This is a genomic window from Bifidobacterium colobi (assembly GCF_018555455.1).
Taxonomy (GTDB): Bacteria; Actinomycetota; Actinomycetes; order Actinomycetales; family Bifidobacteriaceae; genus Bifidobacterium; species Bifidobacterium colobi.
The window spans coordinates 249818-275695 of record NZ_JAFEJU010000001.1 but is presented as its reverse complement, the minus strand read 5'-3'; the positions used below and the strand labels follow the sequence as shown (position 1 = coordinate 275695).

General features: G+C 59.3%; 20 protein-coding genes. 9 read left to right on the top strand and 11 right to left on the bottom strand.

What is annotated here, in order from left to right; genetic code table 11:
- Positions 1 to 196 precede the first annotated feature (196 nt).
- The 5 genes from JS530_RS01220 (at position 197) to JS530_RS01200 (ending at position 5759) form a co-directional block, all read left to right on the top strand.
- Positions 197 to 1474: a DUF2318 domain-containing protein gene (locus JS530_RS01220; protein WP_214375413.1), complete on the top strand. Its 1278-nt coding sequence runs from the start codon at positions 197 to 199 to the stop codon at positions 1472 to 1474.
- Positions 1475 to 1495: 21 nt separating this feature from the next.
- Entirely contained in the window at positions 1496 to 2899 is a 1404-nt protein-coding gene (locus tag JS530_RS01215; protein ID WP_214375412.1) for an ABC transporter permease, read from the top strand.
- 84 nt (positions 2900 to 2983) lie between these two features.
- Positions 2984 to 4258: an ABC transporter permease gene (locus tag JS530_RS01210; protein ID WP_214375411.1), complete on the top strand. Its 1275-nt coding sequence runs from the start codon at positions 2984 to 2986 to the stop codon at positions 4256 to 4258.
- Positions 4259 to 4294: 36 nt separating this feature from the next.
- On the top strand, positions 4295 to 5092 hold the full coding sequence (locus JS530_RS01205; RefSeq protein WP_101625977.1) for an ABC transporter ATP-binding protein: 798 nt from the start codon (positions 4295 to 4297) through the stop codon (positions 5090 to 5092).
- A gap of 109 nt (positions 5093 to 5201) precedes the next feature.
- A complete protein-coding gene (locus JS530_RS01200; protein ID WP_214375410.1) occupies positions 5202 to 5759 on the top strand; it encodes an FMN-binding protein in 558 nt (185 codons plus the stop codon).
- Between the two features lie 253 nt (positions 5760 to 6012).
- On the opposite strand, the gene JS530_RS01195 is transcribed toward JS530_RS01200, so the two are convergent.
- The 8 genes from JS530_RS01195 to JS530_RS01160 all read right to left on the bottom strand — a co-directional run bounded on the left by JS530_RS01195 (position 6013) and on the right by JS530_RS01160 (position 17912).
- Complete coding sequence (locus tag JS530_RS01195) at positions 6013 to 6549, bottom strand: TetR/AcrR family transcriptional regulator (RefSeq protein ID WP_214375615.1); 537 nt, start codon at positions 6547 to 6549, stop codon at positions 6013 to 6015.
- A 146-nt stretch (positions 6550 to 6695) separates the two neighbouring features.
- On the bottom strand, positions 6696 to 8858 hold the full coding sequence (locus JS530_RS01190; protein WP_214375409.1) for a YhgE/Pip domain-containing protein: 2163 nt from the start codon (positions 8856 to 8858) through the stop codon (positions 6696 to 6698).
- Positions 8855 to 11530 (bottom strand): YhgE/Pip family protein, encoded by a 2676-nt coding sequence (locus tag JS530_RS01185; RefSeq protein WP_214375408.1) that lies wholly within the window; start codon positions 11528 to 11530, stop codon positions 8855 to 8857. Before JS530_RS01185 ends, JS530_RS01190 begins: the two co-directional genes overlap by 4 nt.
- Before the next feature lie 281 nt (positions 11531 to 11811).
- Complete coding sequence (locus tag JS530_RS01180) at positions 11812 to 12483, bottom strand: hypothetical protein (RefSeq protein WP_214375407.1); 672 nt, start codon at positions 12481 to 12483, stop codon at positions 11812 to 11814.
- Between the two features lie 94 nt (positions 12484 to 12577).
- A complete protein-coding gene (locus JS530_RS01175) occupies positions 12578 to 14209 on the bottom strand; it encodes a beta strand repeat-containing protein (RefSeq protein WP_240541027.1) in 1632 nt (543 codons plus the stop codon).
- A gap of 198 nt (positions 14210 to 14407) precedes the next feature.
- On the bottom strand, positions 14408 to 15430 hold the full coding sequence (locus tag JS530_RS01170) for a LacI family DNA-binding transcriptional regulator (protein WP_214375406.1): 1023 nt from the start codon (positions 15428 to 15430) through the stop codon (positions 14408 to 14410).
- A 120-nt stretch (positions 15431 to 15550) separates the two neighbouring features.
- Complete coding sequence (locus tag JS530_RS01165) at positions 15551 to 16816, bottom strand: oligosaccharide MFS transporter (RefSeq protein ID WP_214375405.1); 1266 nt, start codon at positions 16814 to 16816, stop codon at positions 15551 to 15553.
- A gap of 70 nt (positions 16817 to 16886) precedes the next feature.
- A complete protein-coding gene (locus tag JS530_RS01160; RefSeq protein ID WP_214375404.1) occupies positions 16887 to 17912 on the bottom strand; it encodes a glycoside hydrolase family 43 protein in 1026 nt (341 codons plus the stop codon).
- Between the two features lie 261 nt (positions 17913 to 18173).
- Here JS530_RS01160 and JS530_RS01155 point away from each other — a divergent pair, with 261 nt between their 5' ends.
- The 4 genes from JS530_RS01155 (at position 18174) to JS530_RS01140 (ending at position 21960) form a co-directional block, all read left to right on the top strand.
- Positions 18174 to 19442, top strand: a complete 1269-nt coding sequence (locus tag JS530_RS01155; protein ID WP_214375403.1) for a putative ABC transporter permease — start codon at positions 18174 to 18176, stop codon at positions 19440 to 19442.
- Between the two features lie 108 nt (positions 19443 to 19550).
- Positions 19551 to 21005, top strand: coding sequence for an NADP-dependent phosphogluconate dehydrogenase (gene gndA, locus JS530_RS01150; protein WP_214375402.1), 1455 nt, complete (start codon positions 19551 to 19553; stop codon positions 21003 to 21005).
- 436 nt (positions 21006 to 21441) lie between these two features.
- A complete protein-coding gene (locus JS530_RS01145) occupies positions 21442 to 21693 on the top strand; it encodes a hypothetical protein (RefSeq protein ID WP_214375401.1) in 252 nt (83 codons plus the stop codon).
- Positions 21694 to 21726: 33 nt separating this feature from the next.
- Positions 21727 to 21960, top strand: a complete 234-nt coding sequence (locus JS530_RS01140) for a hypothetical protein (protein ID WP_214375400.1) — start codon at positions 21727 to 21729, stop codon at positions 21958 to 21960.
- 123 nt (positions 21961 to 22083) lie between these two features.
- Here the strand turns inward: JS530_RS01140 and pgl are convergent, their stop codons facing one another.
- From pgl to zwf, 3 genes are all read right to left on the bottom strand, one after another.
- A complete protein-coding gene (gene pgl, locus JS530_RS01135; protein ID WP_214375399.1) occupies positions 22084 to 22956 on the bottom strand; it encodes a 6-phosphogluconolactonase in 873 nt (290 codons plus the stop codon).
- Positions 22957 to 23233: 277 nt separating this feature from the next.
- On the bottom strand, positions 23234 to 24238 hold the full coding sequence (locus JS530_RS01130) for a glucose-6-phosphate dehydrogenase assembly protein OpcA (RefSeq protein WP_214375398.1): 1005 nt from the start codon (positions 24236 to 24238) through the stop codon (positions 23234 to 23236).
- Positions 24235 to 25773 (bottom strand): glucose-6-phosphate dehydrogenase, encoded by a 1539-nt coding sequence (zwf, locus tag JS530_RS01125; protein WP_214375397.1) that lies wholly within the window; start codon positions 25771 to 25773, stop codon positions 24235 to 24237. The genes JS530_RS01130 and zwf overlap by 4 nt, the downstream gene beginning before the upstream one ends.
- Positions 25774 to 25878 lie beyond the last annotated feature (105 nt).

Genomic DNA, 25878 nt, shown 5'->3' with positions numbered 1-25878 from the left:
TGTAGCGTTCACTCACGGTGCGACAGCGCCGTGAGCAGCATTGAGCCGGCCGGAGGCCGTCCTTAATTGCTGGAGATTTTGCATACGCTACGAGGCCCCCTCATCAGAGGGGGCTTTTGGCGGATAAAAGGCATAATGAATAGCTCCTCACGAGGGGCTCTCGGTCGATAAAGCCATGTTCTAAGAAAGGGCGCGAATGCTGGAACAATTCGTTGCGGTAATGCCGGGGACGCTGGCCCCAGCGTTGCTGGTCATGTGCCTGAGCGTAATGCTTACGGTGGGTGAAGGCCGTGATAAGCCGCTGAGCGCCTATTGGCGACTGTGGGGACTTGGCATCGGCATCGTCGCCGCTATCGTATTCGCAGCCCTCAGAGCCACCGCAGTCATCAACCAGCGCACCTTCATCAACTATCCAGTGCTGATCGTTGCCGTTATCGTCGACGTGCTCGCTCTTGCCGTAGTACTGTGCGCGCATCTCATCACCCATAATTGGGCCAAGCATCAGCTCTGGATGCATATCGCCAACGCTGTGGCCGCCGTGCAGATTGCGCTCACGGTGTTTTATGCGCTGCCGGACGTGATTCTGCAGCTCACCATCTGGGTCGAGCCCGGTGAGACCGCGTTCACGTCGGCCATGCTGCTGCGTGCGCTCGGCTTCCTGCTCGGCGTGGCCATGTCGATTATCGTGGCCGCAATCTTCCGCACGATGCGCAACAGTGCGGTACGCGCATCCTTCACGGTGGCCGTCGTAGCCATGATGGCCATTCTGCTGATTCAACACTTCACCGGCCTCGCGCAGATCTTGCAGGCGCGCGGCTTCCCGATGAACCATACGATGTTCGTGGCGCTCGCCTGGTCCATCAATCAGAATTCTTCAATGATCATGGCTCAGGCACTGGTGTTCCTGATTCCCGCCGTGGCTTCCGTGGTGGCAGGCTTGCGTATGAAGACCCACGATGTGCCCGGTGCGAACGAGGCCACATTGCGTCGTCACAAGGCATTCCGCCGCCACGCCATCGCAGCCGCTGTCTGGAGTCTCATCGCCGCCATCGGCGTTACCGCAACGCTGACTGTGGGCGTGGCCGCCACTCACCAGACCATTACGCTCTCGCCGCCGGAGCCTTACTCGCTGAAGGACGGCGTGGCCACAATCCCGTTCACCCAAGTGGAGGACGGCCACCTGCATCGCTTCGAATATAAGGCCAAAGACGGCACTGTGATGCGCTTCATCATCATCCGCAAAAACGGCGGCGCATACGGCATTGGCCTTGACGCCTGCGAGAACTGCGGTGACGCCGGCTACTACGAGAAGAACGGCAAGATCATCTGCAAGAAGTGCGAGGTGGCCATCAACCTGGCGACCATCGGCTTCAAGGGCGGATGCAACCCGATTCCATTCCCATACAAGACCGGCAACGGCAAAATCACTATCCAAACCACGGATCTGGATGCCCTGAGCGTCCACTTCCAGTGATCAAGGCAGGAGGCAAGAATCATGTTCTTTCTGCGAATGATCGCGCGGTCGTTCACACGCCAGCTGCGTAGGCGTCTGCTGATTGCACTCACCGTGTGCCTGTCCGCCACGGTCAGTGTCTCGATGCTGGGCGTCGTATTCGACGTGGGCGATAAGCTCAACGCCGAACTGTCCACCTACGGTTCGAATATCACCGTGCAGCCGAAATCCGATGCCGTGGTGTCCGACCTGTACAACACCGAAGGCGGCGATGCTGGCACTTCCGGCGGTTCCGCCTCGGCCAGCGACCCGACCTCCTTCTTGAAGGAATCGGACGCCGCCAAAATCAAGACGATTTTCTGGGCGTTCAACATCACGAACTTCGCGCCTGAGTTGAACCAGCACGTCACCGCCATCAACACCAAGCCGGTGACCGAAGGCAACGGTTGGTCGGTCAGCCTCGCTGACTATCCCACGCAGAAGAACGTTCCGGTGGTGGGCACATGGTTCAACAAGAAGCTGAAGCTGCCTTCCGGCGAGACCACCGTGGTGGGCGTGGAAGGCATGCGCTCATGGTGGTCGCTACAAGGCCGCTGGCCGAAAGACGGCACCAAAGAAGCCGTAATCGGCAAGGACCTCGCCAAGTCGCTCGGTGTGGATGCCGGCAAAACCCACGAAGATGAGGCCGCCGTGCAGGTCGGTGGTACGGTGTCGCTGATGCGCGGGGATAAGTCCATCGACTTCAAGATCGTCGGCGTCTACGATTCCGGCGATGACGATAACAGTACGATGTATGTCTCCTCAGATCAGCTGCAGTCGCTCGTGAATCTGCCCGATTCGGTGAACAAAATCGAAGTCAAGGCGCTCACTACCCCGGAAAACGACCTGGCTCGCAAGGCCGCCAAGAATCCGGCCGCGCTGAGCCAGGACGAATGGGAAACCTGGTACTGCACCGCCTATCCCAGCTCGATTGCCTACCAGATTGAAGAGGTGATTCCGGGCGCTGTGGCTAAGCAGGTGCGTCAGGTGGCGGCTCTGCAAGGCAATGTGCTGCAAAAGACGCAGGCAGTGATGATTCTGATGACTGTGCTGAGTCTGATTGCAGCGGCCGTGGCTGTGGCCAATCTGATGGTCGCATCAATCGGCGAACGATCCGCTGAACTGGCGTTGCTCAAGGCTATTGGTGCCACGGATGGCGCGGTATCGCGTCTGATGATGGCTGAGACTGCGGCGATTTCGCTGCTGGGCGCTGTAGTCGGTGCCGGACTTGGCTCGGGTGTGGCACAGCTGATAGGCCATGTGGTGTTCGGCTCGGGCATCACGATGCGACCAATGGTGTTCGTGCTCGTATTCGTGCTGCTTGCAGTGACCGTGCTGCTGGCTTCCGCTTCGTCGATTCGCTCGATTTTGAGCCTGAAGCCTGCGGAGGTGCTCCATGGCCGCTGATGTTCGTATCTTGTCCCCCTCTGACGAGGGGGCTGTCAGCGAAGCTGACTGGGGGAGAAAAGAACTACAAAAAGGAGAGTGCCGATGACGAATACCGGTATGTTCTTCAGAATGTTGTTCAGCGCGGTGTTCCGCCGTCGTTCGCGTGCGGTAATGGCTGTAGTTGCCTCTTTGGTGGGTGCCGCCACGCTGTTCTGCCTTGCTATGATCTGCATTGCCGTGCCGCAGCAGATGAACGAGGAAATGCGCGCGTATGGCGCGAATCTCATCGTGACGCCTACCGAATCCGGTGCGGACGGCAAAGTTGGCATCGATTCAGCGATGGTTCAGCACACCACGGAAATGGTGGCTGCCAAAGGTTCCGAAAAGCACGCCACGTATCGATATGAGAACGTGCGCGTGAACGCGGCGCCATATGTAATGGCCGGCATCGACACTGCGGAAGTTAGGAATCTCAATCATCACTGGGTAGTGGATGGCAAGTGGCCGTCCGCCGGCAAAGTGATGATCGGACGCGATGTGGCCGATGCGATGGGTCTCGAAGTCGGCGGCCGCATCACCATCGGCTACCGAGCTTCCGACAACACATCCACCTCGGCTCCCTCTGCGAACACGGACGCCAACAACACCGGTTCGCAGCAATCTGCGAACTCCTCCACCACTGGAGAAACCTCCGGCCAGCAAACCCAAGATGGCCGCGTCTCCAGCGACATCATGGACACCTCCGGCACCGAATTCCGCGTCTCCGGCATCGTCGATACCGGCGGCAGCGAAGACTCCATCATCTACGCCGCCAATGATGATGTCGCCAAGCTCACCGGCACCACGCGCGGCGTGGACGTTATCGAATACTCGGCCGGCACCGAAGACCTGAACGCCTTGGTCAAAAGCATCAACAGCATGACTTCGATGCATGTCAAGGCACAGCCGGTCACTAAGATCACCTCATCCGATACGCGCATCATCACGATGCTGCAAACCCTGTTCTGGATTGTCTCGCTCGTGGTGCTGGTGCTCACCCTCGTGGGCGTGGGCACGACGATCAGCTCGATCGTGTCCCAGCGTCGCAACGAAATCGGCCTGCGCAAGGCATTGGGTGCAAGCTCCGCGGCCATCGGCATCGAATTCTATGTGGAATCGGCCATGTATGGCTTCATCGGTGGTCTCTTGGGTACGGCGATCGGCTATGGCCTTGCGCAATGGCTGTGCGTGGCCGTGTTCAGCCGCTCCATCAGCTTCAACTGGTGGTTGGCTGCCGGCTCAGTGATTCTCGCCGCACTGGTTGCCGTCATCGCCTCCATTCCACCCGTCCATCGCGCCACCCGCATCGACCCGGCCGTCGTGCTGCGCGAAGAATAATCATCGTCTTTGGATCACAGGAGAAACATCATGGATATGCTGCTTGAACTCGACCATATCTCGAAGATCTACGGCGACCTGCATGCCGTGGATGACTTGAGCCTCACCGTGCCGCAAGGCGAATGGCTGGCCATCGTGGGCTCGTCCGGTTCCGGCAAAACCACGCTGATGAACATGATCGGCTGCATGGATACGCCATCCAAAGGCTCGGTGAAGCTCGAAGGCCGCAAGCTGGAAGATCTGAACGCCGGCCAGCTGGCGGATGTGCGCAAGAACCTCATCGGCCTGGTGTTCCAGAAGTTCTATCTGGTGCCGCACCTGACCGCTGTGGAAAACGTGATGGTGGCACAGTACTACCATTCGGTGGTCGATGAGAAGCAGGCATTGGAAGCCTTGGAAAAGGTGGGCCTGAAGGACCGCGCCCACCACCTGCCCGGCCAGCTTTCCGGCGGCGAACAGCAGCGCGTGTGCGTGGCTCGCGCGTTGATCAACGAGCCGAAGCTGATTCTGGCCGATGAGCCCACCGGTAACCTCGACGAGAAGAACGAGAAGATCGTGCTCGACCTGTTCCGCCAGCTGCACGAGCAGGGCACCACGATTATTGTGGTCACCCATGATGCGCTGGTGGCCAGCTGCGCCGAACGTGAGATCATGCTCAACCACGGTGTGCTTGTTGGTGAGAAGTGGAATGACGAGAAGGCCCGCGAAGCCTATGAAGCCGCCGGTGGCAAACCGGCCTCCACTGGCGCTAAGGTGGAGGGCGCCCAGACCGGCGAGACCGCCATCGGCTTCGCCGACCCCACCAAGGCCGCCAAAACAGGTGGAGAGGAATAGCGCGTCGTGTGGTTTCCTGAATTTCTCTCACTGACCGGAGGTCAGTGAGAGAAATTCAGGAAACCACACTAGAAGAAAGAGCGCAGCACGCTGATGCATCACGATGGAGATGGCAATGACTAACACGTTGAAGAAGTCCGCCACATTGGCGGCCGCCGGCCTGATCGTGGCCGGTGCCTTGCTGGCTGGCTGTGGCGAATCCAAGGCCACGCCTATGGATGATTCCTATGCCGGCAATTCAGGTGAGACCGAAAAGTCCCAGGAGGAGCAGTCGCAGTCAAACGGCTCCGATTCCTCCGATTCCAGCTCGTCGGATTCCTCGCAGGATAAGTCCTCCAGCACCACATCCGATAAGAAGGATACGGGCAACTACAAGGATGGCGACTACTCCATCAACGGCCAATACGGCCCGGTGGGCGAGGATTCCATCGACGTACATCTGACCATCAAGGATGGCAACGTCGAAAACGTGGAGATCGTAGGCCACCCGTTCACCACCATCTCCAAGAACCATCAGGATGCTTTCGCCAAAGCCATCAATGGCGTTGTAGACGGCAAGCCGCTGAAGGGGCTGAAGGTCGACAAGGTGGCCGGCGCCAGCTGGACTTCGGACGCGTTCAACAAGGCGTTGGACATCGCCCGTCAGGAAGCCTCCATCCAGGAGTAGCGGGGCGAATCGTCGAATAACCCATAATAATGCTCCACTGATTGGCTCCCAGCGGGGCGTTCCCTCGGTTGATATGCGGTTTCGCCTCACTGAGTGGCTCTCAGTGAGATAGAACCTTGGCTGACTCGCAGATTTGCCTCACTGACTCGTCTGAGTGGGGTAAAGCCTCGAGGCAACCATAAAAACACCGCATTACGGAGCTCTCAGCGAGGCATAACCTCGATAAAGCTGATTGATTGTCCCGCTGACCGGTCTAAGCCAGCAGCGCAGGCCAGAGCAGATCGGTCATGCGCTGCGGCCATGCGGCGATATCGCTGTCGGCAGGACGCTGGTCGATGGCTTCATAGGCCACCAGCGAACCGATAATCGTGGAAAGCAACAACCGCTCATCGAGTCCGGTGCGGAACACTCCCTGCGCCGCCCCTAAATTCAAGAAGTTTCTGAGCTTGCCGAGCCACGGAGTTACCACCTGATCGACGATATGGTGGAAGAATTCAGCTTCGCTGGACAGCACAATGCCCACGCTGCGTACGTCGATATTATTCGCGCGCACCCAATCCACCAGCTTGCCCAGCATAAGAGCGAAATGCTCGCGCGTTGGGCTCAACGTCGGCGAAAGCTCATCGTCCGCGTTGACCAAATACATGGCGCTGATGCCTCGCAACAGTTCATTGGAGTTATGGTAGCGGCGGTAAATGGTGGTTTTGGCGACGCCGGAACGTCGCGCCACTTCTTCAATGGTCACGCCGCTGATACCGCGCTCCACCGCGATTTGCAATGTGGCATGCATGAGCTTGCGGTCGGTGGCCTCGCGTCGGCGCTCAGCTCGGGGCAGCGTCACCTGTGTAACCGGTGCGGCGGGTGCGGCTGCCGGCTGAGCCAACGTGGCGGTGCCGGAAACGCTTTCCATGATTGCTTCTTTCCCTAAGACAGACATCAGCTCAATACCTTGGTGCTTTCCACCTTGGCCACATACCACTGGTTGAAACGAACCAGAGGCTTGCGCAGCAGCAAACCGAGCAGCAGCAGCGGCGGCACGAACAAGAGCAGTAATCCCGCGGACTTCCAGTAGTCCAAGTCGTAGATGCCGGCGATGGCGGCGCGCATCATCGTAACCACATGGGTGAGTGGCAGGAACGGGCTCACCTTGGAGATGAAGTCCGGCAGGATCTGCACCGGGTAGGCGGCGTTTGCGCCGGAGATCTGCACAATCAGCATGAGCACGCCAATGGCCTTACCCACATTGCCGAAGCTCACCACCATCGTGTAGGTGAAGAACGAGAACACCAGCGAACCCAGCCAGCCGGACAGCATGAACAACAGCGGGTGCACGGCCTGCACATGCAGGAACAGCAGGTCGCCAGCCAGCGACACCGTGGACTGCATCAGGGCAATCAGTGCGAAGACGCCGTAATGGCCAATGAACAGTTGATGCGGGCGCGGATCGCCAAGTTCGCGCCGAATCTTGCGCGACACCGTGGTCTTCAACGTGACCACCATGAGCAGTGCGCCCACCCACAACGGAATCAGCGTATAGAACGGGGCCATCGATGAGCCAAAGTTCTCCACCGGGAACACGGCCTTGCGCTTGAGCTGAACCGGCGCGGCCAACGTGCTGGCCAACGCTTCGGGATCGTTGCCCAACACTTCCTTGACCATGCTCATATCGCCACTGTTCAACGCGTCGGCCAGCTTGCCATTGAACGAACTGAGCTCCTTGCCGGCCTTACGGAGCTTGGAAGCAACCTTATCCAAAGTGCCACGCGCGTCGGCGAGCATCTCCTTGGCGTCGCCGGAGGTGTCCTTGACATCGCCCAGCGTGGTCTTCAACTGTGCGGCGCCGGACTCAAGAATGCTGGATGCGTCGGAAGCCGAGGAAGCCAGCGCTGCAATCTGCGGTTTCACATTCGTGGCAAAGTCCGATTTGATTCCGGCGATGCTGCTCTTCGCCTGATTGGCCAGATCCTTGACCTGCTGATGATTATTCTGCACATCCGTGTTGTTCTTGCGCACGTCTGCAGCAGCAGCGTTCAACGCATCCTTCAGCTTGGTTTGGCGAGCGATTGAACGATCCAAAGCCTTGACCACAGACGCATTATTGCCCAGAATGCCAGCCAGCGTATTGCGAATCGACGTGTACTGGGTAATCTGATCGGCGACTGCGGAAGCCTGAGCGTCCAGCTCCTTGGCCACCGTGCTCGCACCGCTGTCGGCGTCCTTATAGAGGCTGTCGATGGAGTCGGACACCGCACCGAAACTCGTGGCGCTCGCATCCAGCGCCTTGCTCATCGCATCGGTGGTGGTGTTCAGCGCACCGGCAACCTCGGTTACACCTTTCTTGGCGGTTTTGAGGTTCTTGCTGGCGGTCGCCGCGGAACCGGAAGCCTGCTTGATCAGACCATTCGAGGTGTCCAACAGGGTTTGCGCCGAATCGGTGAGCGCACTGTAGGTGCCGAGCATATCCGCGGTGCTGTTGAGCTGTGTGGCGAAATCAGCCACGTTCGCATTGAACGCGGTCAGTTGCTGCTTGGCTTCCGGCTTGGACAGCTGATCGGACAGCGAGGAGGCGATTTCCAAGCCTGCGGATGTGATTGTTTTGGCGAACGTGGTGTTGATCTCCGCGGCCACCTCATCGGTGCCCTCGTTGAGCAGGTTCGGTGCCAGCGCGTTCTTCTTCTCATTGCGGTAGTAGGTCAGCTTGGCATGCTGCACATCGTCGGAGAAGAAGGTCATCATGTCTTTGCTGAAGGACTTCGGAATCACAATGGCCGCATAGTATTTGCCGGATTTCGCGCCATCGATGGCATCATCCTTGGAGGTGATCGTCCAGTCGAGCTGGCTGTTGGCGCGCAAAGCGTTCACCACCTGATCGCCCACGGTCACTTTGACCGGAATCAGATCGGAGCGGTAGCCTTCGTCCACATTCGCCACGGCGAACTTCAGGTTCGACATATTCGAGAACGGATCCCAGCAGGCGGCCACGTTGAACCAAGTGAATAGGCCGGGAATCATCACCAAGCCAATCACGATAATGATGGAGACCACATTGCTGGTCAGGCGCTTGATGTCGCCAATAAACAGGTTCCAGATCTTGCTCATCGTGCGTGCTTGCCTTCCTTGTTCTGGCCGTTGAGGTTCGCGATATGGGCTAGGTCGGCCAGGCTTTTACTTGCCAGGCCCTTACCGGCACTCATGCTTGCCAGGGCGGGCAGCCGGGTAGTGGGAGCGTCGTTACTGCCGGTGGAGGATTCGGCATGACGGCCGTAGAGCATCGAACGAATTGATTCGTCGGAGAGATTGCCGAGCTCGGTTTGGCGGCGAATGGAATCGCGCATGTATTCCACCACCATCAGGAAGCCGATGATGATCAGCACCCAAGCCAGCCAGGTGGCCATCACTACAATCTTCTCGCTGGTGGTCAGAGAGAACACGATGATGAGGATGGCCGGCACCACGAATCCGGCGATCAATGCGCCGAACAGCAGCTTGGGATACTGCTGGGTGAACTTGGCGGCGCGGCGTTCGATCGCATGCTTGTATTCACTGCGGTTGGCCAGCGCGGCAATCGCCTGCGTGACCTTGTATTCGCTGGCTTCGATATGCACCGGCTCGCCGAGGATCATATCGCTCTCCTCGATTTCGCGGGCGAACAAACGGTTCAGATTGGCGAGCTTCGGGCGGGCCACCAGACCAAGCAGGAACGCGAGTACCGCGAAGATCAGCAGCTTGCCGATGTAGCCGAACCAGTGGCCATCGTAGAAGCCGCCGATGGTTTCGCGCATCGCATCAATCGAGTAGGTGAACGGCAGCATCGGATAGATAACGCGGAAGAACTTCGGCATCATCTCAATCGGGTAGAGGCCGGACGCACCCGGCACCTGCAGAATCACCAAGGCCACGCACACGCCCTTGCCCACATGCATGAACGTGGTGGATAGCGCGAAGATGAACGACATGTACACCAGCGAGGTGATCCAGCAGGTGAGCAGGAACACAGGAATGCTGGCGCATTGCATGCCGAGCACCAGATCGCCGATGCCCGTCACCAGACCTTGCGCAGAAGCCAGCGTGGCGAGCAGGAGGAACCGGCCCAGATAGCCTTGCGTGGGGGTGAGATCCTCAATGCCTTCATTGTCGGTTTCCAGCTTCGGAATCACCACGAGCACAAACGCACCCACCCACAGCGCCAATGTAGTGAACAGCGGCGCCATGCCGGAACCATAGGACGACACCGGGTAGATGGTGTTCTCGCTGATCACGGTGGGGGACATCATGAAGTCGGCGATTTTGCTGGCGTCGAGTGAGCCATCGCTGTCGATGAGCGAGCCAAGCGAGGTGGAGATGCTCATCGCTTTGATGTCGGTGGCAAGCGTGCTGAGCTTGTCTTGCACGGTGGCCAGCGCCTTATCCGTGTCGGTGAGCGCGGTTTTCGTGGAGGCCGCGGCCTTGTCCAACTGGTCGAGTGCATCCTTGGACTGGCTGATCAGCGAATCCTGTGAGGTGATGTCGCTGGACAGCGTTGTGGTCGTGGTGCTGATGGTGTTGAGGCCATTGTTGAGCTGCGGCAGCGAACCGGATACCAGTGTGCTGCGAGCGTCGTTGGTGGCTTGCAGCGTGGTTTGCGTGGCGGTGTTGAGATTATTCGCCAGTCCGGCCGTATCTTTGGATGCGTTGCCAATCGTGGTATTGAGGTCGGTGAGGTTGCCGAGCGTATTGCTCAGCTGGTTGTTGCGGCTTTCCAGCTGATTGATGGCCGACTTCAACGGTTCCAGATTGGCGCCCGGCAGTGCTTTAAGCGTGGCCAGAATATCCGCGTTCGCCTGATTGATGTCTTCGGCGGTGTTGAGCATGCCGCCCACCTGCTGGTTTGCGGAATTGATGGCGCCGGTTACGGTGCCGACGTTCTGGTTGGCTTGCGAAACGGCTTGGCTCAGGAGGCTGGAACCCTGGTCGAGTGCGCCGGATGTGGAAGTGACGAAGCTGTTCACGCTGGTCTGCGTGGTGCCGATGAGCTTCGAGGTGCCGGCCAGTCCTTCGGCGGCATCGATGCCGAGCTTGCGCGCATCCTCCAGCGCCTGCCGTGCGGTGCGCGTTTTGTTGGGCGCGTCGTCCAGCTTGGATTGCAGTTTGGCGATGGTGTTGCGAGTGCGCTGCACGTCGCTGGAGGCCTCGTTCAACGACTTGACGGTTTGGGTTTTGGTTTTGTCGCCGGTGGCGAGGGCTTTGTCGCCGACTTTGTTGATGGTTTCGGTCAGCACTTTGGATACGGTCGAGACGAACGTGGAGTTCACCGTGCGATCCACCGTGGAAGCGCCCACATCGGTGACCTTGGGGGCGATGGCGCTGGCCTTCTCGTTGACGTAATACTCCAACGTGGGCTTGGATTCGCCGCCGGTCACCACGCCGGCCAACGAGTCGGAGAAGTCCTTCGGGATCACGATGGCGGCATAGGCTTTGCCGGACTGCACCATATCCATGGCCTCGGCTTCGGAGACGAACGTCCAACCGAGCTGGTCGTTGTTCTTCATCTGGTCCACGATCTGGCCGCCGAGGTTCTGCTTGCCGATCAGGGCATTGTCGGTGCCGGCATCGTTGTTGGCCACAGCCACGGTGATGCCTTTGGTGTTGCCGTACGGGTTCCAGAAGCCGATGATGTTGTACCAGGAGTACAGCGGCGGGATGAATACCATGCCGAACAGGATGACCCATGCGGCTGGCACTCGGAACAGGCGCATGAAGTCGCGCTTGAGAACCTTGAGAATGTTGCCCACTGACTACCCCCGGAGCTGTTGTTGAGTACTGTGCGGTGCGTGATGCTCGGTGTTTGACCGGGCTTATGCATGCGCTACGTGTTCCGTAGCGATACGTTATGCGTAGCGCTACGCATTGTGTAGCGTAATACTGTGCCGGGAGATTTTAGGCGAGGTGCAGTCGGGTCTTGTACAGAGTGGCCAGATGTTGCTGAAAATACGGCAATGCCCAGCGAAATCGCGCGGGTTAACCGTGCGCCGCTGGGCATTGTGTCTAAATACTTGGTGGGGTGGTGAATGTGTCAGCTTTCGATGGTGCCAGTGCTGGAATCGGTGCTGTTGCCGCTTTGCTGGCTGGAGGATGAGCCGGTGGAGCCGGAGGAGCTGGACGAATCGGAGCCGGAGCTGCTGCCATCGCTGGTGCCGCCTTGCGACTGGCCGTCACTGGAGCCCGACTCGCCATTGGACTGGCCGGGCATGCCTCCCGGCATACCGCCCTGTCCCTGCGACTGACCGCCCTGCTGGGAGCTGGAACCGCCGCCTGGCATCTGCATCTGCTGGCTGGAGACGGTCCTGGAGCCACTGTGGGAAATCGCGCCGTAGGCCAATCCGCCGCCGAGGCCGCCGAGGATGCCGCAGCCCAAGCTGATGCCAACGATGATCGCCACAGCCTTGCCGGTGATGGCTTTGACTGGAGAATCGTGATTGACTGCTGCGGCGGCAGCGAAACGATTCTGCTGCGGGGCGCTCATTCGGGGCTGCTGCGGAATCTGCGGCGTTTGCTGAGGCGTCTGCTGGAAGACCGTGGTGCGCTGCGCGTCTGTGACATTGACGTCTGTGGCATTGGTGTATGCGGTGGTGTTTGCCATCGGCTCAGTGGCGGCAGGCTTTTCGGCCGCAATGGGCTGCGTCGGCTGAGTGTTGGTGGCGGTTGGGGTGAACGGGGTGCTCGGAGTGTTATTGGTGCTGGTCATGATGGATCCTTTCCAAGTATGTGCGGCTGCTGGTGCCGCGAAAAAAGTTCAGATATCAGGGATTAGAGAGAGTGGGGCAGATGAAGCAGCGCGATTACATGCTCCAACTGGTGGAGGTGCCGAATTCGCTGTCGAAATCGGACCGGTCGATCAGATCGGTGCTGAGTTTCGTGTCATCGCTGGTGGCGGAGTCCGGCAAGGAAGTGCTGTAGTCGCCGGTAACGGTTACGGTCACCGAGCCGGTGCCCTTCACCACGGTGTTGCCACCGGCCACAATGGTCACCGTATTGCCGTCCGAATCAACCACCGATCCGCCGCTGGCAACGTTGAGCGCGGACACCGTGGTGTCATCGGTCACCACCCAGGTTGACGTGCCGTCTACGTTCACCGTAATCGGCGCGTCGGTGGTGGTGCTGTCGGTGGCGCTCGCATTCTTGGTGATGTTTGCCTTGCCGGTCCATGTTGAACCGTCCAGCAGATTCAACGTCACCGAGGAGATGGTGTCGGCGGCAACCGTGCCGTTCAAGGTTTGGTTGCGTCCGGTGAACACCACGGTTGCGCCATTCGAGCCTGCCGAGCCCCAATTATTGGAGTCGTTGCCGGCTGCGGTGATGAGCGCCGCCTTGGAGGAATCGAAATCCAGCGTGGTGTTGGAGAGCACCACATCCGCCGTGGTGTTGGTGAAGTAGAACATCGAACCGGATTCGATGGACGACTTCAACGTGGAATCCGCGGCCTGGAAGGTGGCATGCTCGCCAGTGGTGGATTCGGCGTCGCCCGAAGTGGACTGATAGATAATCACGCCGTTAGCCACAGGGTCACTTGCGGTTTTGCCGGTCGCCGTACTGGTCAGCGTGGAATCCTTGATAAGAATCGTGTTCAGGCCTTCCATGCCGGCGATTTGCGAGCCGGTGGATGTGCCGGTCACGCCCGACACCTGCACATTGCCAGTGGAGTACAGCAGCGGTGAGCCGGAGCCGGCCGTGCTGAGTTTGGAATCGGTGGCGGAAATCGAGCCGCCGCCGCGATCGGTGGCAATGGTGGCGCTGTGGTCGCCCTTGGTGGTGGCGGTGATGGCGCTCGCCAGAATCGTGCCGCTGTACGTGGCATCAAGTCCGCGGGAGTTATCGGATGTGGTGTTGATGGTCACGTCGTTGGCCAGCACGGTACCGGAGTCGGTGGCGAAAATGCCGTTCGAGCCGGAGCTGGAGGCGTTGATCGAGGAGTTGGAGATGATGGTCTTCGAATCTTCGCCCACGGTCAGCGACACGGAGTTGGTGCCGTAGAAGTTGTTGTTATCGGCGTTGTCCGAGTCGCCGGACTTGTTCAACGTGGCGTTGGTGAGCGTCAGCGTGCCGCCGTTTTGCGCCAATGCGGCATTCTGATCGGAATTGGTGGCTTCGGTGGTTTCGCCATCGGAGTTGACTGTTTTGCCGTCCGCGGTGAGCGCGCCGGAATATGTGCCGGTGTAGTCATAGCTCATGGTGTTCGCGCCGGCGCCGGGCTGGCCTTGCAGTGTGGCGCTGCTGGAACTTGCGTTGTTGCCCCAGCCGAGATTGCCGGCGATGGCCGCGCCTGCCATGCCGTACCCGAATCCGGTGACCAGGGAGATGGCTGCTGCGGTGGCGGCTGCCTTGCCGAACGGCATATGGGCGAAGTGTCGCGCCTTGGTGCTGCCGTCCGTGGTGGTCGTCCGCCGCTTGCCGAACGAAGATGTGCTGGTCATTATGGTTCCTTTCGCGAGACCGTTCGGCTGGACCCCGCGCTTGCGGTGGGGTGCGAGCCGAACGTTGTTTGTCTGTGATGATTCAAGTACACAGCGAAAGGCCTAAGGCTGGCTTAGGTGACCGGTAAGGGAATCCGCTAGTTCCGGCAATAGTTTCTGGAAGGTTTTTGGATGTTTCCTGAAAGCGGTGGGGAGTGTTCAGTGCGTGCTGTTGCGCACCACCAGTTCGGTCGGCAGCGTGACGCCGACCGGCTGCTCGCCGTTGATTAGACGCATCAGCAGATCGACCAGATGCTTGCCGATGGCGGCGAACGGCTGGCGAATGGTGGTCAGCGCGGGGTCGGCGAGCGTGGCCGCCGAGGAATCATCGAAACCGATGATCTGCACATCATCAGGTACTGTGAGCCCGCGTGCGCGCAATGCTTTGATGGCGCCAACGGCCATGGCATCGGAGGAAACGAACACGCCATCGATGGCAGGATCGGAGTCAAGCAGCTGATTCATAGCGGTTTCGCCGCTGTCGACCGAGTAGTCGCCGTGCACAATGCGGGCATCCGCGTTGCCGGAGTCATCGGTGAACGTGGCGATGGTATCAAGGAAGCCGTGCACACGATCGCGGGTGCCGCTCGGGCCTGCAGGGCCGGCGATCATCGCGATATGCTTGGCGCCGCGTTCGTGCAGATATTCGCAGGCTTTGCGCGCGCCGCCATAATCCTCAACGTGCACATAGCCCACAGGCAAGGTTTCATCGGATGGCTGCTCGGCGATGACGGTGGGAATGCCGGCCTCAACCAAGCCGTTCAGCATTTCGCTGGAATCCTTGTGCCAGGCCACTTGGATGACTCCATCGACGTGGCCGGCCTGCAGGTAGGCGAGATTGCGCCGGGCTTCATCCTGATTATCAGTAGTCATCAGAATGAATGAGACGCCTTTTTTGCCGAGTTCGTCGGCAACGGCTCTCAAGAGTGCGGCGAAGTTCGGATCCTCGAATAGGAGCTTTTGCGGTTCTCCCAGCAGAAACGCCACGGATCCGGCGCGGCCGGTGACCAATGCGCGCGCATGGCTGTTGGCCACATAGCCGGTTTGCTCGATGGCGGTTTTGATGTTGGCCGCAGCTTCCTGGCTCACCCATTTGCGACCGTTGAGATAGCGGGACACGGTGGCGCGGGAAACGCCGGCAATGCGTGCAACATCATGGATAGTCGCTTTGTGCTGGTTCACTCGAAACCTTTCATATGCAAACGGCCGCACGCCCACGTAGGGCAATGCGGCCGTTACATGTGCTGTGACTACTGATAGTACGAGTCTATAGTCACAGCATGATAGTGCTGGTCTGGATTATCAGGCCTCGACCTGCTTGCTGTCGTTGCGCATGAGCAGCGAGCCGCCGATTACGAACACGGCGATGAGCACTGCGAGCAGCAGGTAGGCGTGGTGGAAGCCGAGCTGGGTGTACATGTTGCCCATCACCAGCGAGAAGATGGTCAGACCGATCTGCTTGGCGGTGCCGAAGCCGTACATGTAAACCGTGGCGGACAGGCGCTTATCGAACACGCGGGTGATGTACTTCATCACGGAGACCAGCATGAACGGCATTTCCAGAGCGGCGAGCAGACGCCAGAACACCAGCATCGGAATGGTGTTGATGAAGGCGCAGCCGAGCACGCGCACGAACAGGATGCCGCCGTAGATCAGCAGGCCGGTCTTGGCGCCGATCTTGTTGATCAGAGCCGGCATGAACAGCATGCAGATGGCCTCAAGCAAGATCTGGACGGAGACCACGCGGCTGAAGAAGGTGGCGCCGGCGGTGGCATCGGAGAAGAAGGAGGCGAAGTAGTTCGGGAACTGCTGATCGAACACGTCGTACATGGTGGCGGAGCCGATGATCAGCAGGCAGAAGCCCCAGAAGCTACGGTTCTTGAAGATGGAGATCCACTCTTCGCGGGAGATCGGCTCGTTGTCTGCCTCTTCGCCCTCTTCGGCCTTGACGGCGCCGGCCATGTGATCCTCAGGCAGCTTGACGATGGAGATCAGCACGAGCAGCACGGCTGCGCAGAAGGTCATGGCCCAGAAGATGGAGCCGGTGTTCTTGGCCCACATGATGCCGCCCACGAAGGAAGCGGTGGCGCCGGCCAGGGAGCCGAACAGACGTGCATGGCCGTACTCGAAGTGGTAGGCGCGAGAGGAACGCTCGTTGTAGGCCTCGATCACGCCCACGCCGCCGTTCAGGCACAGGCTCAGGTAAGCGCCCATCACGATGGCGCCCACAATCTGGTTGGCGCCGATGATCGGCAAGAACACCCACTGGAACAGCGGGCCGAGGAAGAGGATGCAGCAGACCACGAAGATGAACAGGCCCTTCTTCAGGCCGAGGCGATCCTGGATCGGTCCGAAGATCGGCTGCAGAATCAGTGCACCGAACGACATGATGGAGAACACCAGGCCGGAGGCGGTGGTGTCCATGCCGGCGTCACCCTTGAGCCAGTACGGCAGGAAGGTGAAGATGAGCTGCCAGACGGCGAAGTAGAAGAAGTACAGTCCGCCGAAGTTCCAGAAAATGCCGCGCTTCAGTGAGCTCAGCAGGGAGGTTGATTGTTCCTGTGCCATGATGATTGGTCCGTTTCTTGGATTGCTTGGGTAATTACGATTGTGGTGGTTGGTGATTGGTTACAGCTGGTTACAGCGTTTCGTCAACGTCGAGGTGGCCGTCTGCCGGCAGCACATCGGTGGTTGCCGGAGTCCAGCGGGTGTCCATCTGCGGGGTGCCGAAGTCCGGAGTACCGTCTTCTCTCCAGGTGATCAGGCCCATGCGAGCATGGCGGTTCGGGTCGAACAGCGGGTCGCCCAGGATTTCCACGTAATTGCGGCAGTGGTAGATGAGTACATCCTGGCCGTCTTCGGTGGTGGTGAAGGAGTTGTGGCCGGGGCCGAACTGACGCACGGTCTCGTCGGAGGTGAACACCGGTTCGCTGGACTTGGTCCAGTTGGCCGGATCGAGCAGGTCGGCGTCGGCATTGGCGGTGAGCATGCCCATCGCGTATTCGGGGCCGGTGCCGGAGGCGGAGAAGGTCACGAAGATCTTGTCGCCGTGTTTCAGCACTGCCGGGCCTTCTTCGACAATGAAGCGAATCTTCTCCCAGTCGAGTTCCGGCTTGCTGAGCATCACCGGCTTGGTGGCGAGCGTCCACGGGTTTTCCATGCAGGCGATGTACAGGTTGGAGTGGCCCTCGATGTTGAGGTCCTGCTGCGCCCAGATTAGGTACTGGTGGCCGTCGGTGTGCATGAAGCTGGTGGCGTCCAGCGCGAAGGTGTCCATGCCGGTGTCGACCTGGCCGCGCTCGACCCATTCGCCGGTGATTGGATCGGCGTCGTCGCAGGTCAGGCAGAATACGCGGTGCTGGAAGGTGTCGGCCGCCGGGTCGATTGCGGTGGTGTGCGCGGCGGCGAAGTAGATGACCCACTGGCCGTTCACACGGTGGATTTCCGGGGCCCAGATGAGCTCGCTCATCTCGCCAGTGCCGCTTTCATGCTTGTGCCAGATGGTGTGCTCCTCGGCCTGCTGCAAGCCGGAGAGGGTCTTGGAGCGACGCAGGGTGATGCGGTCGTACACCGGGTAGGAACCGGTGAACAGGTAACCATCGTCGGTGCGTAGCACGTATGGATCGGCGCGCTGCAGCACAATCGGATTCGGCAGTAATGCCATGGTGTCTCCTCGTTGATGTTGAACAGTGAACATCGTTGTGTCGGTGTGCGTGGTGGCGTTGCAGGTTTGCGACTTCTTGGTCGGCATTGTCTTGCGCTGACCAAACCTGAAACAGCACTGTGCACGTTTCCAGTCAGTAAATATACGCCTGCTGGTGAGTTTTGCAAGTTCTTTGGCATTGCAGTATGTGCCACCTGTTGCAATAACTGGAAACGTGCACAGTCACACGGCGTGTCGCAAGGTTGCTGATAGCGTGGCTGTATGGCGCATGCACAAGAATCACTGAAGGAATCCGACACTGCGGCTGAGGAGTCCGCCATCGAAGCGAACTTGGTCGCTACCGAACTGGACGGTGCCGGCATGGGTCTTGATGCCAAACGGCTACCAATCCTGGCCCGAGTCTACGGCGTGCTCATTCTGCTCGACGGACTTGCCGCGCTGCCGTTTACGGTGTTCGCCACCATCTACAGCGTGCGCGAAATCCTGACGGGCCACGTGCACGTGGATGCCATGAGCCTCACGTTCATTCTTTCGGCATTGCATGCGGTGGTGCTAATCGTCAATGCAGCATGCCTGATTGTTTTTGGTATCTTGCTGCTGCGCAATCGTCGCCGCTATGCAGCGCGCTGGGCATACGTACTGATGCCGCTCACCTTGGCGGAAGGCATGCTTTCGCTGGCTTTGCAGGGCTTGGGTTGGAATCTGATGCTGCCGGCCATACAGATGATCATCCTCGTGGTGATTTCGGTGACCGCCGACCCGTCTCTGCGAGAAGAACGTCGACTGCAGCGCGCGCTGAAGCGTATGGATGACCGCGATGAATACGATGCTGCGGTGGCTGCCGGCATGCTGGGCCGCGATCAAAGCGGCAAAGGCTACATCGCACTGGACTTCTTCAATATTTTCTGGCTGTTCACCATCGCCTCCATCGGCGGCCTCATCGTCGAAACCATCTACCATCTTGCGCTGTACCATGGCGAGTTGCAGGATCGTGCGGGACTGCTCTGGGGACCGTTCTCGCCAATCTATGGTTGCGGTGCCGTACTGGTCACCGTGTTCCTGAATCGCCTATGGAAGGCGAACGCGGGGCTGATTTTCTGCGCTTCGGCGGTGATCGGCGGCACGTTCGAATACGTGACCAGCTGGTTCATGGAGGTGGCGTTCGGCATCACCGCTTGGGATTACACCGGTCAGTGGCTCTCCATCGATGGCCGCACCTCTGGCAAGTACATGTTCTTCTGGGGTCTGATTGGTTTGGTTTGGATGCGCTGGCTGTTGCCGCGCATGCTGGCGCTGATCAATCGTATTCCTTGGAAAGTGCGGTATTCGCTCACCGCAGTATGCGCTGTGCTGATGGTGATTGACATTGTGTTCACGTTGATGGCGCTGGATTGCTGGTATGGCAGGCTCGCTGGTCAGCCGCAGACCTCACCTGCTGCGCTTTGGTTCGGTGAGCACTATGGCAATGACTACATGGCCGCGCGTTTCCAGACCATGAGCATTGATCCCACCAAAGCCGGCCGTATGTAGGCTGATACGCGATGAGCGTAAGACGAGCCGTGCGTGCTTGGCGGTATCAAGGATAGACTTGGATTCCGGAAGAATCGTTCCTGAATATTGCAAGGAAAGGCAAGGCAGATGGCCGAAGCTACAGCAAATATCGGTGTTATTGGACTGGCCGCAATGGGTTCCAATCTGGCGCGCAATCTGGCGCACCATGGCAACACGGTGGCACTGTTCAACCGTCACTACTCCCGTACCGAAAAGCTGATGAACGAGCATGGTACCGAAGGCAACTTCGTGCCGGCCAAGACGTTGGAAGAGTTCGCGGCTTCCCTGAAGCGTCCGCGCACCGCCATCATCATGGTGAAGGCCGGTGCTCCGACCGACGCCGTGATTGAGCAGCTTGAAGAGGTGTTCGAGCCGGGCGACATCATCGTGGACGGCGGCAACTCCTTCTTCAAGGACACCATCAAGCGTGAGAAGGAAGTGCGCGCCAAGGGCTTCCACTTCGTGGGTTGCGGCGTGTCCGGTGGCGAGGAAGGCGCGCTGAATGGCCCGTCTCTGATGCCTGGTGGCACTGCGGAATCCTGGAAGACGCTTGGCCCGATTCTGGAATCCATCGCCGCCAAGGTGAACGGTGAGCCGTGCGTGACCCACATCGGTACCGATGGTGCCGGCCACTTCGTCAAGATGGTGCACAATGGCATCGAGTACGCCGATATGCAGGTGATTGGCGAGGCCTACGACATTCTGCGCCGCGGTCTGGGCATGGATGCCGAGGAGATCGGTGACGTGTTCGAGGAGTGGAACAAGGGCGACCTTGACTCCTACCTGATTGAGATCACCGCCGAGATTCTGCATCACAAGGATGCCGAGACCGGCAAGCCGTTCGTGGACGTGGTGGTTGATCACGCTGGCATGAAGGGCACTGGTACGTGGACCGTGCAGACCGGTCTGGAGTTCGGCTCCCCGGTGGCCTCTATCGGTGAAGCTGTGTTCGCTCGTGCTCTGTCTTCCCACGGTGAGCTGCGTGAGGCCGCTCAGCAGGAAGGCCTGGCTGGCCCGAACAAGACCATCGACCTGGCTGGTGAGGATCGTGCGGCATTCGTTGAGGATGTGCGCAAGGCGCTGTTCGCCTCCAAGGTGGTGGCTTACGCTCAGGGCCTGAACGAGATTCAGGATGGTGCCAAGGAATACGGCTGGGACATCAACCTGTCCGAGGTGGCCCGTATTTGGCGCGGTGGCTGCATTATTCGCGCCCAGTTCCTGCTTGATCGCATCACCGAGGCCTTCAAGGGCGACAACCCGCCGGCATCCCTGCTGTTCGACCCATACTTCGAGAAGATCATCGGCGAATCCCAGGATGCATGGCGTCGCGTGATCGTTCGCGCTGTTGAGGCGGGCATCCCGACTCCGGTGTTCTCCAGCTCTCTGGCCTACTACGACGGCCTGCGCTCCAAGCGCCTGCCCACCGCCCTGACCCAGTCCCAGCGCGACCTCTTCGGTGCTCACACCTACGGCCGCGTAGACAAGCCGGGTGTGTTCCACACGTTGTGGGCCGAAGAAGGCAAGCCTGAGATTGAGGAGTAAAGCTCCTCAATCTCAGGCTTAGGAGAGCCCGGTGGGCTCTCCGGCCTTCTTCGGAGCGAGGCGGCTATGCCGCCGAGCCAATGCTGAGTCTCGCTCGTAGAGCGAGTCCGTAATTGTAGGGGCCGAAGGCGAGCCGGGTCAGCCTGAAGAGCAGCAGAGCTGATTTTCAGGCTATGGAACAGTCCACTGGACTGTTCCACCGGCTCGGGCTTGGCGATAGCCCCGAATCGTCCGTATGTACGCGCAGTTGCACATGCCTGCGCGTACATACGGACGTTTTTTGTGCCCAAAACGATCGTCTGTACGCGCAGGGGTGGTTCTTTGCGCGTACATACGGACGAATTGCGGGCACTACGTACAGTCCCTTGGCGAAGCAATGGCGAACGATGCCGATGGGTCAAGATGACCGAGGAAACCGCCAAGTTGGTCAAGCAGTATGGCTTCACAGGTATCGGTGCTGGAACTGGATCGTGTGCTGATGGAGCAGCCGGACACGGTGGAACAACATCGGCAAGGATTGCAGGTGGCTCGCCGGCGCCGATTACATGATATCGAAAGCAAACTGATTCAACTCAACAGCAGCATTGCCGAATCAGCGGAACGCATGCGCAAGCAAAAGCTGTTGCATCCATTTGCCGTGGATAGTTCGTTGAATCATCTCGATGCCGTGAACGCTCAATTAGCGTAATTTGCTCTGGCCATTGGTATTGAGGCGGACCAGGTGAGCATTGAGATGGCCCCACGCTGGCGTGAGGCCGCAGGCAAGTTTATTGCTGATGGTGCCGGCACTGTGTCGATGAACGCGAAACGCATTGGTGCTAATGCGGTCGATTTGGGCAGTAAGGCTGGCAAAGCAATCACTTCAGGTGCTCAGCATGTTGGGCAAGAAGCCAAACAGCTGCGTGACAATATCGTTCATGCCAAGTCAGAACCTCCACAAACTGAGGCGCAGTAAGCAGTAGCTGCGGCTGAGCCTCAGCTTGTGGGGCGCGTATCGTCTCGGCTTGCGTATCGATCGATTGATACGCAAGCCGAAACAGATGAAGGATCTATCTATCCCAGTACTCGCTGTGAGCCGTTACAGCTTGACTACGGTCTCCTCGGTGGTGAACCAGGTGAATTCCTCGGTGCCGCCGGCGTAAGAGGACGGGTATTCCGGGTCGCCGGTCAATCCAGTGCCATCGGCGTGTGCTGCGAACACGTGCGCCAGCGAGTCGGCCTTGCCGGCACCGGCCGCGAAGAACCAGGTGCGGCGCGAACGGGCGATGAGCGGTGCGGTCAACGAAATGCGCAGCGGCGGCATCTTGGGGGAGTGGCTTACGCCCACGGTCAGCCGGTCGGTGACATTCACCTCATGGTGACCGGAAGAGGCGGGGAACAGTGACGCGTAATGGCCATCCGGACCCATGCCCAGAATCATCAGGTCAAACACCGGATCGGGTCCCATCTGTTCCACCAACTCATCCGCATAGGTACGCGCGGCGGCATCCAGCAGCGTCGCATTATCGGTGTTTGCCGCTTCGCGAACGTCGGCATCGCTGCTATCCGCATTGGCCATAACAGTGGCAATCTCGTCTGCAGAGCGTTCATCCGCAGGCATCTCATGAATGTTTGTTTCCGGCAGTTTGCCTTCGGCAACAAGCTGGTCTAGCAGCAGTCGACGAGCTTCCAGTGCGTTGCGATCGGTATCGTACGCCGGCACGAATCGCTCATCGCTGAACCAGAAGTGCACGCGAGCCCAATCGATGGAATCAGCCAGCGGATTGGATAGCACGAGACCCAGTGGCTGTGCTGCCGAGCCGCCGGACAGTGCCACATCCACGCGCGAGCGGCGGCTGCCATCGGGCAGGCGTTCGCTCAGCGCATCCGATAATGCCAGCACCAGTCGCTGCGCGCCTGCCTCAAGCATCAGGTTTTTATTGGGATACACAATCAGTGTGCGGTTTGCCATAACAATATCCTGTTCTGTTGTGCTGATTTCATATGATTGCTGATGCCAGCGAGGGAGTTCTGCGCACAACGGTAACAGAATCCATTATTGGCGAAGATGTGTTTACATAAATCGCTGATAATGCCGATTTTGCGCTGTTGTGCGGCCTGCTATATCTAGCAAATCGTTGAAAACAAGCCATTCTTGATCTATGGCGTTGTGGTTGTGGATTGCAATGTGCCGCACTACTCGTCATAAAAAAGGAAATTGACCAATAGTGCGGCACATCGAATGCGTCTCAGTGACGGATCAGGTCCCAGCCTTGGTTGATGACTTCGGCGTACACCTCATCCGGGTCGATGCGGCGCAACTCTTCGGTCAGGCAGTCCTCGATGGTGCGCACCGGCACGGAAATGGCCTGCGGAGTCTGGCCAGGCATGGAAATCAGCGCCTGATCCTCATGCGGGCGCTCCAACGACACCACGCCATCTGCGCGCGTCAGGTACACGCCGGTCACGGCCTCGGCATCGTTTACATACTCCACGTCCACATTCACGCCAAGCTTCAGGCGCAGCCATGCGCACAGCAGGTCCATTGGCAGGAACTCCTGCGGGCCGGTCACTTTCACTGCGGTGATGGGCAGATGCGGCGGCTGGTCAAGCATGGAGGCCAGCATGGCGCGCCATACGGTCAGGCGAGTCCATGACAGGTCGATGTCTTCCGGCGTCCAGTTGCGGCGCAGTCGTTCGATTGTGGCTTCAGGATTGTTGGAGCGCAATGCATCGGTGATGCGGCTGCGGGCCATTGCGCCCATCAGATCCTTGGAAGGATTCGACGGTGGGTTCGTCGGCCACCATGCCACCACCGGCACGTCCGGCACCAGCAGCGGAATCACCAAGGTATCCGGGTGGTTGATCAGACCGCCGCGTGGACGCAGAATGATGATTTCGCCAGCGCCGGCATCGGCGCCGAAACGAACCTGAGCATTGAGGTTGGATTCGGCAGGACCGTCGGTCAGATCAATGGCGGGATTGTCGGTCTTTTCCATGGCCTTCGCGCCAGCGTCAGCAGTATCGGCAGCATCGGCTTCATAATGCGTGTCCGGTACGATGGCGATCACGCGGCACGGATGCTCACGGCTGGCTGCATTGGCGACTTCCAGTGCATGCTCAAGTTCGCTGTCATCCGCGGAAATCAGCAAGGTCAGCACGCGGCCGGTAGCGGATTCGCCACGCTCCTCGTGCAGCTGCTCGATTTTATGGGCGATTTCGCGCGTACGCGTATTCGGCAGATCGATGATCATGGCATCCTCCAGTGGCGGCCTTCGCGCGCCAACATCTCATCGGCTTCGGCCGGACCCCACGTACCCGCACGGTAAGGCTGCGGCTGGCCGAGCGTGGACCAGAATTCTTCAATCGGATCGAGGATTTCCCAGCTGAGGTTCACCTCTTCGGTGGTCGGGAACAGCGGCGGGTCGCCCAGCAGCACGTCCAGAATCAGACGTTCGTAGGCTTCCGGCGAATTCTCGGTGAAGGAGCGGCCATAGCTGAAGTCCATGTTCACGTCGCGGACCTCCATCGTGGTGCCGCCTGGCACCTTGGCGCCGAAGCGCATGGTCACGCCCTCGTCCGGTTGCACGCGAATCACGATGGCGTTCTTGCCAAGCTCGCGTACGGCGGTCTGCTCGAACGGCAGGTGCGGCGCACGCTTGAACACCACGGCAATCTCGGTCACGCGCTTGCCCAAACGCTTGCCGGTGCGCAGATAGAACGGCACGCCGGCCCAACGGCGGGTATCGATATCAAGTTCGATTGCGGCGTAGGTTTCGGTGGTGGAAGTCGGGTCGATGCCCTTCTCCTCCAAGTAGCCGACCACTTCATGTGAACCTTGCCAACCCTTGGCATACTGGCCGCGAGCGGTGTGCAATCCCAGATCCTTCGGCAGACGCACGGCGGAAAGCACCTTGGTTTTCTCCGCGGTCAGATCTTTGGCGGTGAAGCTCACCGGCTCCTCCATGGCGGTCAGGGCCATGAGCTGCAGCAGGTGGTTCTGGATCACATCGCGTGCGGCGCCGATGCCGTCGTAGTAGCCGGCGCGGCCGCCGATGCCGATATCTTCGGCCATCGTGATCTGCACGTGGTCCACATAGTTGGCGTTCCAGATGGGCTCATACATGGCGTTGGCGAAGCGCAGAGCCATGATGTTCTGCACGGTTTCCTTACCGAGGTAATGGTCGATGCGGAACACCGAGCTCGGGTCGAACACTTCGGACACCACGCGGTCGAGCTCCTTGGCGCTGGCCAAATCGTGGCCGAACGGCTTCTCGATGATCACGCGACGCCATGCGCCTTCGCTCGAACGGGACAGGCCGGATGCGGCCAGTTGCTTGGCCACGATCGGGAACGCACGCGGCGGCACGGACATGTAGAACGCGTGATTGCCGCGCGTGCCGCGGTCGCGGTCCAGTTCCTGCACGGTGGCGCTCAGGCGCTCGAACGCTTCCGGGTCGTCGAACGTGCCACGTACGAAGCGGATGCCGGCGGCCAGGTTCTTCCATGTCGATTCCTTGAACGGCGTACGGCAGCGGGCCTGAACAGCGGTTTTCACGAATTCAATGAAGTGCTCCTGCGTCCAATCGCGGCGGGCGAAGCCGGTCAGACCGAAGCTTGGCGGCAGCAAACCGCGGTTGGCGAGATCATAGACGGCTGGCAGCAGCTTTTTCTGCGCCAAATCGCCGGTGACGCCGAAGATCACCAGGCTGCAGGGGCCGGCGATGCGAGGCAATCGCAAATCGCGCGAATCGCGCAGTGGATTGCTCCAGTTGTTTAGTTCACTCATGGGTCATAAGCCTAGTCCCTTTTGGGCATTTATCGCTAAAAGCAATATGCGATATGAAGCACATTTCTCCTATTTGTTACCGAATGTTGCATTTTTTCTGCCGTT